We start from the raw sequence: 14,397 nt of genomic DNA, 5'->3' as shown, positions 1-14,397 counted from the left end.
TGTCTAACTTTTAGGGGTCACTTCAAAGTTTGTGCTCTTTTTATTTTGTAGGAATGAAGAAAACAGATATAGCTGCGATAAGACCTGCAAAGGAGAATAAGTAAAAATTCCATGCTAAGTCATATTGCATTGTCATAATAATACCGACGAGAATAGGGCCAGAAATTGCACCAACTCGGCCAAGTCCCAGTCCCCAGCCTAAGGAGGTAGCTCGGATATGTGATGGGAAGTATTGTGTTACATATGCATTTAATATTTGAGTAATACCGACTGATCCAATACCAGCAAGGCCAATTAAAAGATAAATGATTGTAACAGATGGTTTAATTGTTAATAGTCCGATACATATGGCTGCCATAAGATAAGAGATGCTAATAACAATTTTTGCTCCTATACGATCAGCAATTGCTCCAGCGAATAATGCGCCGATAGCTGCGGTAATATTTAGTATAAGTAGGAATGACAGACTAGATCCAAGAGGATATCCCGCCTGACGCATCATCTGTGGTAACCAAGTGTTTAAACCGTATATTAGAAACATTCCCATTATATAAGTGATCCAAAAAAGTAGCGTTGCTTTTATGTATTCTTTTGAGAATAAAGTGAAAAATCCATTTTCCTTTTGTATAGTAGATGGGGCTTGATGAGTTTTATTTTTTACATGAAATTCAATTTGAAAACGATTAAGAATTTGGTTCACTTCTTCTTGGCGATTACGTGATAATAAAAATTGAATGGACTCAGGTAAATAGCGAATAATGAAAGGAATAAGGAGTAGTGGAATTATTCCGATACCAAACATAATTCTCCATCCGAAATCTTCTAACATAAACATAGACAAAATAGCACCTAACACGATACCTAAAGGATAGCCCGTAAACATAAGAGCATAAATAAAAGATTGCCTTTTTGGGGGGGAATATTCAACAGTAAGTGCTGAAGCCGTTGGGATAACACCGCCTAATCCGATTCCTCCTATAAATCGAGACAATCCAAATAACTCAGGAGAAGGAGCGATAGCCGCTAAACCCATTGTGATAGAAAAAAGTGCTAAACAGCATATAAGCGTCCATTTACGCCCAATTAGATCTGTAATCGTTCCAACTAGAATAGCTCCAATAAACATCCCAAATAAAGCATAGCTTGCAATTGTACCAGCATGCGCTGGTGATAGCGCCCAGCTTTTGTCTTCTAGGAGCTTTGGTAGAACGGCACCGTAAATACCTAAATCATATCCATCAGCTAAAATGGCTAGCCAACAAATAAAAACAACAAGTTTTGTAATAGAGCTTGAAAAGATAGTTTCTGTAGATTCTAGATGAGGTGGAGCTGAAGGTTGCATAATATTCACCCCTTTTAATTTGTAGATGAATATATTATTTTATTTAATGTTAATATTTTCCTTCTTGGTGTCGAAATTTATCTGAAAAAGTTTTATTACAAATAAAGAAGTTCAACAGTAATTCTGTTGAACTTCTTTATTTGTTTACTCATTATCAACTCGTTTTAACGGTTGATCTGCTGGACCTTCAAGAACGTCTCCCTCAATTGAAAAACGAGAACCATGGCAAGGGCAATCCCAAGTACAATCACCATTATTCCATTCAACTTCACAGCCGAGATGTGTACAAGTTGTATCGACGATATGTAATTTACCTTCTTTGTCCTTATAAGCACCTGCTCGTTTACCGTTAACATGTACGACAGATCCTTCACCAACTTCGAGATCTTCTGGCTTACGTAATGCGGTTTCAATCTTTCCTTCAATTAAATGTTTCGCAACATCAATGTTCTGGGAGAGGAACATTTTTATATCTGGATTTGCATGGAAGCGTGATGGTGCATATAGTTCTTTATAGGGACTGTGGACTTTTAGGATGGAGTCCTTCAGTAGGTGAGCGGCAGCAGTTCCAGTTGTCATTCCCCATTTGCGATATCCAGTTGCAACAAATATATTTGGATTCCTTTCGTTAATATGTCCGATATAAGGGAGTTTGTCTAGAGTAATTAAATCTTGTGCTGACCATCTATAAGGAACTTCATCTACTCCAAAAGTTGCTTCAGCAAAAGAGTAGAGTGCTTCATAATGAAGCATCGTATTTATTCCTTGTCCTGTTTTATGACTTTCCCCACCAATCAAAATCAATTTTTCTCCATTATCTGTTATATAGCGTAAGGAGCGTTTTGGATCATCAATACTTAAATACATGCCACCTGGATAATCCGTTTTTGCTTTTATTGCAAGAGCGTAGGAGCGTTCTGCATACATTCTCGTAAAGAAAAAGCTATTCGCATCATAAAAAGGAAAATGTGAACAAGAGACGACATATTCACAAGTGATATGATGGCCATCCTTTGTAATTATTTGTGGATAATCCCCTTTTTCGACATCCATAGCTGTTGTTTGTTCATAAAATTTGCCGCCCATCTCCACAAACTTTTCTAAAAGTGTTTTCAAATAAAGGAGGGGATGGAATTGTGCTTGATTTTTCATGACAAGTGCAGATTGTACTGGAATAGGAATTGATAGAGATTGAACGTAGTCACAAGGTATATTTAATTTTTGATAAGCTTCATATTCTTTCGATAAATTTCTTAATCCATTATCAGTAGTTGTATATAAATATGAATCTTCATTTGAGAAATTACAGTCGATTTTATATGTTTGAACAGTTTCATTTATGAATTGTAGAGCCTGATTATTTGATTCATAGTAAAGCCCGGCCTTTTCTACACCGAAATGAGTTATTAATTCATCATAAATAAGATCATGTTGTGCTGTTACTTTCGCTGTTGTATGTCCAGTCGTCCCGTGTAAAATACGACCAGAATCAATTAAAACAACATCGATGCCTTCTTTTGCAAGTAAATAGGCAGTAGTAATACCTGTAATACCAGCACCGATAATAGCAACTTTCGTCTTTATATTTTCGGATAAACGAGGGAAAGTAGGAAACTGAGTAGATTCAATCCAATAAGATAGCGGCAGTTGTGGAAATGTATCACTTGTCATTGCAGAAACCTCCTGATTTTAGAACAATTTTCCTTTTAATATTTCCATATTATATGAAATTCATGTGTGTTGTTTTAGAAGTAGTCTATTTTTATTAAAAGAGGTTATAAATTATTTTAATATAATTAATTAGGTGGGGCATTATGAAGAAGTAGGATTTATATAAAACTAAATTTAAGTGATTCTGTTTGTTGATTACATAGGGAGTTATTGAATGAGATAGAATCTATGGCGTTTAAGGAAATGTCTATATATAGTGGGTAAATCCTTATGAAATCTATACATTTTCTTTAGTGAAATAAAGTATGATTATAAAAGTATAACCAACTTTTATTACTAGGTCATAAAAGTTGTTGACAATATAGAAATTCTATTGTTATGATTCATCATGTGGAAAGGTTGATAGAGAGTAAAAAGAGAAATGTTTTTCATTGATAATAAAAGCGAAAAATAAGTGACGATAGAGTGAGTATATTTTCCTTATAATAGATGCTTTTTGGATCATCTAGTAAAATCAATCTGGAAGCAAGAATTGATATATGTAAGTTGCGCAAGGCGCGGCATAAGAAAGGGGCAAAAGGATGAAGGAGCTTCATACGTTTGGGTGGTATGCAGCACGTGTATCACCACATTTGCCGAAAAAAGCATTTAAACCAGTGCCTACTCGTTTATTTGGTGGACTGGCTTATTTGCTTGTGGCATTGGCGGGGTTAATATCGATTGGTGTATTTGAATTGAATGTGTGGGCGAATCTAGGAATTGCGATTGTTCTTGGATTATGTTTTGCTTCACTTGGATTTTTAGGGCATGAAATTTTACATGGAACTGTTGTAAGAAAGGCATGGCTTCGTGACTTCTTAGGCGCGATTGCATTTATGCCATTATCAACAGGGCCAAAGCTTTGGAGAAAGTGGCATAATGCAACGCATCATGTTCATACACAGCATGAAGAGAATGATCCGGATGCATGGCCGACACTTGAGAAACTTAAGAAGAGTAAGTTTTTGAGTTGGGTATATCGTATGCCTCTACATGTACGTTCATTCTTTAGTTTTCTGTCACTAACAATTCAATTTACATTGCATTCGACTCGAATGTTCTTTCATTTTATAAAAGAGTTCAAGTCATCCAATCAAAAATCTGTATGGCTTCAACTTCTTTTGCCTTGGACAGTTTGGATTAGTTTATTGTTTATTATGGGACCTGGAAAATGGTTATTTGCATATGTCATTCCGTTGTTGATTGCTAACTTTATTGTAATGGCATATATCGCAACAAATCACCGCTTAAATCCAATTGTTCCAGTAAATGATCCGTTAGCAAACTGTTTGTCAGTAACAGTGCCGCGCTGGGTAGACGTTTTACATTTCAATTTCTCATATCATACAGAACACCATCTGTTTCCTGCTATGAGCTCTAAATACTATCCGTTAGTAAAAGAGAAGATTAAAGAAATGTGGCCGGAACGTTATCACGAAATGCCGATGACAAAAGCATTGGCAGCACTTTGGAATACACCACGTGTGTATTATCACGGAAGTGAATTAGTGGATCCGCATAGAGAGCATTTCTATGGTTCTTTAGGAAATGGACTAGATCCTCATAATATTTCATATCGTGAGGAACATATAGAGGAAGACGAGAGTATTAAAAAAGTAAATCAGTAAAAATTAATATATTTTTGCAGTGAAAAAGCAAGCCATCTCAGGCTTGCTTTTTCTTATAAAGAAACTTCCTTTTTGTTCTTTTTATGGACTTGGAAGGAGTTAGTTTCTTTTCGTTGTAATCGTTTTTCTAAAAGATTAACAAAATAAGTAAATAGAAGAACAAGTACGAGATAGTATGCACCAACGATTATGTAAGTATCTAATTGTTGGAAGTTACCTGCTGCAATTGATAAACCAGATCCCCATAATTCGGACAGTCCTACGTAAGCGACAAGTGAAGAGTCTTTTAATCCGATAATAAATTGGTTTCCTAGAGGAGGAAGAGACAGACGAAATGCTTGTGGTAATATAATCCGGCGCATAGCTAAAGGGTAAGGCATACCTAAAGAGCGAGCTGCTTCTAATTGTCCCCGGTCAACGGATTGAATAGATCCACGGAAAATTTCCGTAATATATGCACCGTTATGAATTGCTAAAGCGATTGCTCCTGCCCAAAAAGGGGTAAAAACAACAACGGATGTAATCCCAAAATAGAGAATAGCGATTTGAACAATTAAAGGTGTACCACGAATAATAGCAATATAGATATGAGCAATGCTATTTAAAACTTTGTTATTCGAAATTCGAAAGAAAGCGAATAATAATCCAATTAATGAACCGAGTACTAGGGAAGTTAATGTTAATTGTAATGTGACAATAGTAGCTTTTAAGAGTGTGGGATAGGAAGAGATAAAAATTTCAAACATGCGTTTCACCTCATATTGTATAGATTTTAGTAGAGAATGAAATGCCCCACATAAAATGAACACTTAATCAGTGGGGCACTGTTTATGAATCTTTTGAATGGCTAACTTACTTACTTCGTTTTTTCCTCTTCACCAAGAATATTACGCCCGAACCATTTTTTACTGATCTTTTCATACGTACCATCTTTAATGATTTCATCTAACGCTTTATTTACTTTCTCAACCATTTCTTTATCATCTTTGCGAATAGCAATTCCCATTTCATCAAGATTTAATGGTTTTCCGGCTTCTTTTATATTCGATTTTCCTTCTTTTATCATACGTAGACCAACCATTTGATCCGTAATTACTGCGTCAACACGCCCAGGCTCTAAATCCATAAGAGCAGTAATATCACTGTCATATTCTGTGATTTGATCTGTATATTTTGCAACAAGATTTTTAAAGGTACTAGCTTTTACAACACCAATTTTCTTACCCTTTAAATCTTCTGGAGAAGAGATAGCGGTATTCTTTTTAGCCACAAAAATTTGGGCGCCAGAGCGATAGTACGGATTTGAGAAACTAACAGCTTTTAAGCGCTCCTCTGTAATTGCCATACTACCCAGTATTACATCATATTTCTTCGCTTGAAGACCTTGAATTAGCGTTTCCCATGGGTTTGTAACTGGCGTAGCCTTCATGTTCATCTTTTTAGCAAGAGCTTCACCGATTTCTACATCAAAGCCGACAAGTTTGCCGTCATTTTCTTTATAGTTAAAAGGTTTGTATAATCCACTCATCGCATAGCGAAATTCTTTTTCACCATTTGATGAAGTAGTAGAGCTTTCTTTGCTACAAGCTCCTAGTATGAAGGATGTACATAGTGTAATGCTCGCAACAATGGTTAATAGTTTTCTTTTCATAAAACCCCTCCTATATATTGATCATACGGATGGTTTTAAGTATGTTGTTGAAATATTTTATTTGGATGATTAGTTGTGCACCGTATGAATGTATTCCTTTTCGTTTGAAACAGAAGTTACATTATAAAACGTTGCGTAAAAATTGTTTTGCCCGTTCATGTGATGGAGCTGAAAAGAATTGTGCTGGCGGAGCATCTTCTACAATCTTTCCATCGTCCATAAAGATGACGCGATCAGCTACATCTCTTGCGAAATTCATTTCATGAGTAACAATAACCATTGTCATCCCTTCTTCAGCAAGTTCTTTCATAACTTGCAATACTTCTCCAACAAGTTCAGGGTCTAAAGCTGAGGTAGGCTCATCAAATAGCATAATCTTAGGGCTCATTGCAAGAGCTCGTGCAATGGCAATGCGCTGTTTTTGACCGCCTGAAAGAAGATGAGGAGTTACATCCGCTTTATCTTGAAGGCCGACTTTTTGGAGAAGTTGATTTCCAATATCTTTTGCATTTGCTTTCTCTAATTTTTTTACGTGAATAGGTGCTTCTATGATGTTTTCTAGTGAGGTCATATGAGGAAAGAGGTTAAAGTGCTGAAAAACCATACCGACATTTTCACGGACTTTATTTAAATTTGAATGCTTTGGATCAATCCGCTCACCTTGTAAGTGAATTTCGCCTTCATCGTACATTTCTAAAAAGTTAAGACAGCGAAGTAATGTACTTTTACCAGAACCACTGGCACCAATTAAAACAACAACTTCTTTTTCTTTTACTTCTAAATCAATTCCTTTTAACACATCAAGTGAACCGAATGATTTTACTAGATTTCGAACTTGAATCATACAAAACCCCCAGTTAAAAATATATTTTACAAATGTTGCCCCTTATTTCTGTTATTAGTCATAAATTGTCAGAATCCTTTATTTTTTTCGTGCAATTTGATATTCAAAGAAATAATAATTTTTAAAATCTCTATATCCTTCTATAATGAAAATATGGATAATAATATATAGGTAGTATTTATATTGCTTATAAAAAGGGGGAAAGAGAAGATGGAAAAAGAAAGGAAAACATTTTCTTTTGGATTACGTACACAACTTATGCTATTCACTACAGTTTTAGCTTTCATTACATATTCAACAAGTATATTTTTTATTTACGTGATATACGATTATTTTCAAAGTTATGTAAGTCAAACTGTATATAATATTATCGTTATGCTATTAGGGGTAGTATGGTCTGGAATTTTAGCATATGGAGCAGCTGTATTTTTAATTAAACCGCTTCGAAAGTTAGAGGAGGCGGCAAGAAAAGCAGCTGAGGGTGATATTCGTGAAGATGTTCCATTACCGAAGACAGATGATGAAATTAAATCTTTAAGTGTTGCATTTAATATGATGTTAGGAAACTTAAGGGGCATGGTAAAAAATATTGATACAACATTTTCGTATACAAATAATCAAGTACAGCAGATTAGAAAACAAACAGGCGAAGCAACGAAACAAGCACAGGGTGTATCTGAGACACTTGCAGAGATTTCTTCAGGCGCTGAGCAATCAGCGGCATCAATTCAAGCGATTGTTTCTGCTGTTGATACAACGACGTCTATTGCAAGTGAAGTAGAAGAAAAAGCGAAGCAGTCTGATACGTTGTCTTCAGAAATGGTTCAAGCTTTAGGGCATAGTACTCGTGTCTTTACGTCTTTAATTCACGGTATTCAAACATTGGCAAAAGAAAATGAAGATTCAATGCAAAATGTACAGAAGTTAGAAGAACGAATGAAACAAGTAGAACATATTGTGTCTGTTGTGAGTGCGATTGCTAGCCAAACGAATTTATTAGCACTAAATGCTTCTATTGAGGCAGCTCGCGCAGGAGAGCATGGAAGAGGCTTTGCGGTTGTTGCGGAAGAAGTACGGAAACTTGCTGATGAAAGTGATCATTCTGCAAGAAACATATCGCAGTTATTACGGAATATGCAAGATGAAGTACAACAAGTTGCAATGAAAATGACAGAACAAGTGAAAATAGCTAAAGAAGAGGCGAAGCGTGGGGAAGCTACGGAATTAATTTTAAAAGAAATGTCATCAAGTGTTATGGAAGTAGCCGATGCAACTCAGCAAATTAGTAGTTATATGAATGAACAAGTGAGCCACATTCATCAAACAGGAGCACAAACAAAAGCTGTAGCAGCAATTGCTGAAGAAACTTCAGCTGGTTCACAAGAAGTGGCGCGTGTGACGCTACAACAGTCTAAAAATATGATAGTAATCGATCAATTATTAAAGGATTTAGAGAAGCAAGCAACCGATTTGAAACAAACAATTGAACGATTTTCAATGTAAAAGGAAGAACAGAATGCTGTTCTTCTCTTTTTTATTTAGTTTGATTTAATATTTACAGTTAAACTATGAACGTTTCCGCAACATTCTTTTCTCTCCCTTTCGGATGAAAATTATAGCGAGCTATAATATTAAAAGGGGTGTCTTTTATGAGAAAAGAAAAAAGACAACGGTTAATTAAACAATTTGTAAAGGAGTATGAAATAGATAAGCAAGAAAGATTAGTAGAATTGTTAGCAAAAAAAGATGTATTAGTAACACAAGCTACGGTTTCTCGCGATATTCGTGAGTTAAACTTAACGAAGGTACCTTCTCAAGAAGGATTAATGATATATAAAGTTTTCTCAGAAGAGCATTTACAAACTGATATAAAGTTAAAGAAAAAATTACGAGAGGTTGTTGTAAAAATTGATTGTGTAGATCAATTAATGGTTATTAAAACATTACCTGGTAATGCACATGTTATTGGTGTTTTATTTGATGAATTAGATTGGAAAGAAAAAATAGGATGTATATGTGGAAATGATACATGCCTTATAATTTCACAGTCGAAATCAGATAGGGAGATTATAGAAGAAAGGTTAAATTTAATTATTTAGATGCAAAAATCCTGTTTTTAATTTTATTAAAAACAGGATTTTTGTTTAAATACGGAAGTTAAATATTCAACATATATGCGTAATATATGTGTTTTTTATTGAAAAAGCGAGAGAGTTTGTTATAAAAATACAAATTCGTATGATTTTAAAAAAATAACTTGTTTAATATTTCACAATGATAATGTGGATGATTTCACAAAGATGAAAGTGCAGAGCATTTATTATGTACTTGTAAGACATCAAACATATTTAAAAGGAGGTACAACAAATGAAACATCCGATACATGTTACTTCAGAAATTGGGGAATTACAAACGGTTTTATTAAAACGACCTGGTAAAGAAGTGGAAAACTTGACGCCAGATTATTTGCAGCAATTATTATTTGACGATATTCCATACTTACCAATTATTCAAAAAGAGCATGATTATTTTGCACAAACGTTACGCAATCGGGGTGTTGAAGTTCTTTATTTAGAAAAACTAGCCGCTGAGGCGTTAGTAGACAAAAAACTTCGAGAAGAATTTGTTGATCGTATTTTAAAAGAAGGACAGGCCGACGTAAATGTTGCACATCAAACTTTAAAAGAATATTTACTTTCCTTTTCAAATGAAGAATTAATTCAAAAAATTATGGGCGGTGTACGGAAAAGCGAAATTGAAACAAGTAAGAAGACACATTTATATGAATTAATGGAAGATCATTATCCGTTTTACTTAGATCCAATGCCTAATTTATATTTTACTCGTGATCCAGCAGCTAGCGTGGGCGATGGCTTAACGATAAATAAGATGAGAGAACCAGCGCGTAGACGTGAATCATTATTCATGGAGTACATCATTAAATATCATCCAAGATTTGCAAAACATAATGTACCAATCTGGTTAGATCGTGATTATAAATTTCCAATTGAAGGTGGCGACGAGCTAATTTTAAATGAAGAAACAATTGCAATTGGAGTATCTGCTCGTACTTCAGCTAAAGCAATTGAACGTTTAGCTAAAAATCTCTTTAGCCGACAAAATAAAATTAAGAAAGTGTTAGCAATAGAAATTCCAAAATGCCGAGCATTTATGCATTTAGATACAGTATTTACAATGGTTGATTATGACAAGTTTACAATTCACCCAGCCATTCAAGGGCCAAAAGGGAATATGAATATTTATATTTTAGAAAAAGGATCAGATGAGGAAACTCTTAAAATTACACATCGTACTTCTTTAATGGAAGCATTAAAAGAGGTATTAGGCTTAAGTGAATTAGTTCTTATTCCATGTGGAGGAGGAGATGTAATTGCTTCTGCTCGTGAACAATGGAATGATGGCTCGAACACATTAGCAATCGCACCAGGTGTAGTTGTTACATATGATCGCAACTATGTATCCAATACGTTATTACGGGAACACGGTATAGAAGTGATTGAGGTGCTAAGTTCAGAATTATCTCGTGGTCGTGGGGGTCCACGTTGCATGAGTATGCCAATTGTTCGTAAAGATATTTAGTATAAATAACGGAGAAAGTAGGGATGAAGCATGTTAATGACTAGACCAAATTTAAAAGGAAGAAGCTTTCTAGCAGAAAAAGATTTTACACAAGAAGAATTGTTATATTTTCTAGATTTAGCAGCAGAATTAAAAGAGAAAAAGAAAAATGGTATCCCGCATCATTATTTAGAAGATAAGAATGTAGCGCTCTTATTTGAAAAAACCTCCACTCGTACGCGCTGTGCATTTACGGTAGCATGTACAGATTTAGGGGCGAATCCTGAATATTTAGGGAAAGGTGATATTCAGCTTGGGAAAAAAGAATCCGTAGAGGATACAGCAAAAGTGTTAGGGCGTATGTTTGACGGAATTGAGTTTCGTGGATTTAATCATGAGACTGTAGAATCTTTAGCACAAAATTCTGGTGTGCCAGTTTGGAATGGATTAACAGACATGTGGCATCCAACACAAACACTAGCAGATTTATTAACAATTAGAGAACATGTAGGGAAATTGAAAAATGTGAAGCTCGTTTACGTTGGAGATGGACGAAATAATGTTGCTAATAGCTTACTAGTTGGTGGAGCAATCGTTGGAATGGATGTACGTATTTGTACACCGGAATCTTTATGGCCTGCACAAGAAGTAATTGATTTAGCAAAAAAATATAATGAACAGGTAATGATAACAAGTAATGTGGAAGAAGCTGTTGCGAATGCAGATGTAATTTATACAGATGTATGGGTGTCTATGGGGGAAGAAGAAAAATTTGCTGAACGTGTCGAGTTATTGAAACCTTATCAAGTAAATATGAAAATGATTAAAGAAACAGGGAATGAAAACGTGATTTTCTTACATTGTTTACCTGCATTTCATGATGTTGAAACGATGTATGGCGAAGAAGTTTATGAGAAATATGGGTTGAAAGAAATGGAGGTAACTGACGAAGTATTCCGCAGTAAACATTCAAAAGTATTTGATCAAGCTGAAAATAGAATGCATACAATTAAAGCGGTTATGGCAGCTACTTTAGGAAACATGGAGTAAAGAAGAAAGGGAGTCTTCCTTTCTTCTTTCTCCTCCTTTAGACACTATCATTCACTATTGCTTTTGTATTGTTATTGCAATTAAAGAGAGGTGAGTGGAATGGGTGAAGATAAGAAATTAGGGTTGTTTACACTAACGGCTCTTGTAGTTGGGTCTATGATTGGCGGTGGAGCCTTTAATTTAGCGAGTGATATGGCAAAAGGTGCTGGAGCTGGAGCCATTATTATTGGCTGGGTTATAACAGGAATTGGGATGATTGCACTTGGATTATCTTTTCAAAATCTAACTGTAAAACGGCCAGATTTAGATGGTGGTATTTTTAGCTATGCAAAAGCAGGGTTTGGTAATTTTATGGGATTTAATAGTGCGTGGGGATACTGGCTATCTGCTTGGCTTGGGAATGTAGCTTACGGTACATTATTATTTTCTTCATTAGGATATTTCTTCCCGATCTTTGAAGGCGGTCAAAATGTAGAATCCATTATTGGTGCAAGCGTATTATTGTGGTGTGTTCACATGTTAATTTTACGTGGAGTTCAATCAGCAGCACTTGTGAATTTAGTAACTACAATCGCAAAATTAGTACCTGTATTTGTATTTATTGTCATAGGAATCTTTGCGTTTCATATTGATACGTTCTTAGATGGATTTTGGGGGCAAACTGGTTCTTTTTCATGGGGAGCAGTTGGCAGCCAAGTTAAAAGTACAATGCTTGTAACTCTATGGGTATTTATTGGGGTAGAAGGGGCTGTTGTTTTATCCAGTCGAGCAAAAAATAGAAGTGATGTAGGGAAAGCAACGGTTATTGGCTTAATTGGTACACTTATCATTTACATTTTAATCACATTATTGTCTCTTGGACTTATGCAGCAAGCAGATATTGCTGGTTTGAAAAATCCGGCTATGGCTTATTTATTTGAAAGTGTTGTTGGAAAATGGGGTGCTATTTTTATTAATTTAGGTTTGGTTATCTCTGTATTAGGTGCTTGGTTAGGTTGGACTTTGCTCGCTTCTGAAATTCCATATTTAGCGGCTAAAGATGGAGTATTTCCAAAATGGTTCGCAAAAGAAAATAAAAATAAGGCTCCAGTAAATTCATTATGGATAACAAATGGTTTAATTCAAATATTCTTGTTAACATTCGTCGTTTCTGATCAGGCGTATAACTTTGCATTCTCTTTAGCATCTTCAGCCATTTTAATCCCATATGCTTTTTCAGCATTTTATCAACTGAAGCATAGCTTAAAATCTGAAGAAGTAGATCGAAATAAAAATATAATAATTGGTTTGATAGCAAGTATTTATGGCGTGTGGTTAGTTTATGCAGCTGGTTTAGAGTATTTATTATTAACAATGACTTTATATGCGCCAGGTATTTTTATTTTTTACAATGTTCAAAAGCAAAAGAGTTCGAAGCAAATATTTACTCGAGTGGAATTAGCATCATCCGTAGCAATTGGTGCTTTAGCATTCTTTGCGATTTATGGATTAATTACAGGCAGTATTACTTTATAAAGCGCTGTGAAAGCGAAATCAACTGGAGGGCTGGAATATGGCACGAAGAAAAATTGTAGTGGCACTAGGAGGAAATGCGATACAGTCTGGAGAAGCTACTGCGGGAGCGCAGCAAGAAGCGTTGGAAAAAACGGCAGAACAACTTGTGAAAATAATGGAAAATGATGTGGATATAGTAATTGCGCATGGAAATGGCCCACAAGTGGGGAATATTTTATTACAGCAAAAAGCTGCAGAAACGGAAAAGACACCTGCAATGCCATTAGATACTTGTGGGGCAATGAGCCAAGGGATGATTGGATATTGGATGGAAAATGCGATTGAAAAGGCATTGAAAAAACGGAATATACAAAAAGATGTAGCAACGGTTATAACACGCGTTGTTGTGGATAAAAAAGATGAGGCATTTAAAAATCCAACTAAACCAATTGGTCCTTTTTATACAGAAGAAGAGGCCAGAAGATTAATGGATGAAACAAAAGCAGTGTTTAAAGAAGATGCTGGTAGAGGATGGAGACGTGTTGTTCCATCACCGAAGCCTGTAAGTATTCATGAACATAAAGTTATTAATTCTTTGGTCGAAGATGGAAACATAGTGATAGCTGTTGGCGGAGGGGGAATTCCAGTAATTGATTCCGAAGAAGGGTTAAAAGGAACTGAAGCGGTTATCGATAAAGATTTCGCTGCGCAGAAATTAGCAGAATTAGTAGATGCCGATACGCTCGTTATTTTAACTGCAGTTGATCATGTGTATGTAAATTATAATCAACCGAATCAAAAAAAATTAGAGCATGTCACAGTGAATCAACTAGAAGAATATATGGAAGAAAAACAATTTGCTGCGGGAAGCATGCTTCCAAAAATTGAAGCTGCGATTAATTTTGTTAATACAAATCCAAAAAGAAAAACAATTATTACGTCTTTAGAAAAAGTATATGAAGCACTAGAAGAAAAAGCTGGTACTATTATTTCAAAACAGAATGTATGCATGTATGTTTAAATTATTATGTACGCTACTTAGTAGTAAAAAAAGAATGAGGTTAATAACTTCATTCTTTTTATTTATTAATATTTTTTG

General features: G+C 35.1%; 12 protein-coding genes. 7 read left to right on the top strand and 5 right to left on the bottom strand.

Annotation, left to right across the window (positions count from 1 at the left end):
* Nucleotides 1-40 precede the first annotated feature (40 nt).
* Both RT27_RS23755 and RT27_RS23750 read right to left on the bottom strand, forming a co-directional pair.
* A complete protein-coding gene (locus RT27_RS23755) occupies nucleotides 41-1,342 on the bottom strand; it encodes an aromatic acid/H+ symport family MFS transporter (protein ID WP_043937746.1) in 1,302 nt (433 codons plus the stop codon).
* A 144-nt stretch (nucleotides 1,343-1,486) separates the two neighbouring features.
* Nucleotides 1,487-3,013, bottom strand: a complete 1,527-nt coding sequence (locus RT27_RS23750; RefSeq protein ID WP_029441496.1) for an FAD-dependent oxidoreductase — start codon at nucleotides 3,011-3,013, stop codon at nucleotides 1,487-1,489.
* Nucleotides 3,014-3,594: 581 nt separating this feature from the next.
* On the opposite strand from RT27_RS23750, the gene RT27_RS23745 reads away from it, so the two are divergent.
* Complete coding sequence (locus RT27_RS23745) at nucleotides 3,595-4,680, top strand: acyl-CoA desaturase (protein WP_000661219.1); 1,086 nt, start codon at nucleotides 3,595-3,597, stop codon at nucleotides 4,678-4,680.
* Between the two features lie 53 nt (nucleotides 4,681-4,733).
* Here RT27_RS23745 and RT27_RS23740 read toward each other — a convergent pair whose 3' ends face one another.
* The 3 genes from RT27_RS23740 to RT27_RS23730 all read right to left on the bottom strand — a co-directional run bounded on the left by RT27_RS23740 (nucleotide 4,734) and on the right by RT27_RS23730 (nucleotide 7,175).
* The gene (locus tag RT27_RS23740) at nucleotides 4,734-5,489 is read right to left on the bottom strand and encodes an amino acid ABC transporter permease (RefSeq protein ID WP_140163721.1); all 756 of its coding nucleotides are present in this window, start codon (nucleotides 5,487-5,489) and stop codon (nucleotides 4,734-4,736) included.
* 47 nt (nucleotides 5,490-5,536) lie between these two features.
* Nucleotides 5,537-6,331, bottom strand: a complete 795-nt coding sequence (locus RT27_RS23735; protein ID WP_000823754.1) for an ABC transporter substrate-binding protein — start codon at nucleotides 6,329-6,331, stop codon at nucleotides 5,537-5,539.
* A 121-nt stretch (nucleotides 6,332-6,452) separates the two neighbouring features.
* Nucleotides 6,453-7,175 (bottom strand): amino acid ABC transporter ATP-binding protein, encoded by a 723-nt coding sequence (locus RT27_RS23730; protein ID WP_000616921.1) that lies wholly within the window; start codon nucleotides 7,173-7,175, stop codon nucleotides 6,453-6,455.
* Between the two features lie 210 nt (nucleotides 7,176-7,385).
* Between RT27_RS23730 and RT27_RS23725 the strand changes: the two genes are divergently transcribed.
* The 6 genes from RT27_RS23725 (at nucleotide 7,386) to arcC (ending at nucleotide 14,319) form a co-directional block, all read left to right on the top strand.
* The gene (locus RT27_RS23725; protein ID WP_029441497.1) at nucleotides 7,386-8,678 is read left to right on the top strand and encodes a methyl-accepting chemotaxis protein; all 1,293 of its coding nucleotides are present in this window, start codon (nucleotides 7,386-7,388) and stop codon (nucleotides 8,676-8,678) included.
* A 146-nt stretch (nucleotides 8,679-8,824) separates the two neighbouring features.
* Nucleotides 8,825-9,274 (top strand): arginine repressor, encoded by a 450-nt coding sequence (argR, locus tag RT27_RS23720; RefSeq protein ID WP_029441498.1) that lies wholly within the window; start codon nucleotides 8,825-8,827, stop codon nucleotides 9,272-9,274.
* Nucleotides 9,275-9,542: 268 nt separating this feature from the next.
* Entirely contained in the window at nucleotides 9,543-10,775 is a 1,233-nt protein-coding gene (gene arcA, locus RT27_RS23715) for an arginine deiminase (protein ID WP_000682344.1), read from the top strand.
* A gap of 30 nt (nucleotides 10,776-10,805) precedes the next feature.
* Nucleotides 10,806-11,804, top strand: coding sequence for an ornithine carbamoyltransferase (argF, locus tag RT27_RS23710; RefSeq protein ID WP_016083685.1), 999 nt, complete (start codon nucleotides 10,806-10,808; stop codon nucleotides 11,802-11,804).
* Between the two features lie 99 nt (nucleotides 11,805-11,903).
* On the top strand, nucleotides 11,904-13,319 hold the full coding sequence (gene arcD, locus RT27_RS23705) for an arginine-ornithine antiporter (RefSeq protein WP_000503413.1): 1,416 nt from the start codon (nucleotides 11,904-11,906) through the stop codon (nucleotides 13,317-13,319).
* Nucleotides 13,320-13,356: 37 nt separating this feature from the next.
* Nucleotides 13,357-14,319, top strand: a complete 963-nt coding sequence (gene arcC / locus RT27_RS23700; protein ID WP_043937744.1) for a carbamate kinase — start codon at nucleotides 13,357-13,359, stop codon at nucleotides 14,317-14,319.
* Nucleotides 14,320-14,397 lie beyond the last annotated feature (78 nt).

The organism is Bacillus sp. L_1B0_5, from assembly GCF_000836715.1.
Taxonomy (GTDB): domain Bacteria; phylum Bacillota; class Bacilli; order Bacillales; family Bacillaceae_G; genus Bacillus_A; species Bacillus_A thuringiensis_S.
The sequence above is the reverse complement of the archived record's forward strand: the minus strand, read 5'-3'. Positions and strand labels throughout refer to the sequence as shown.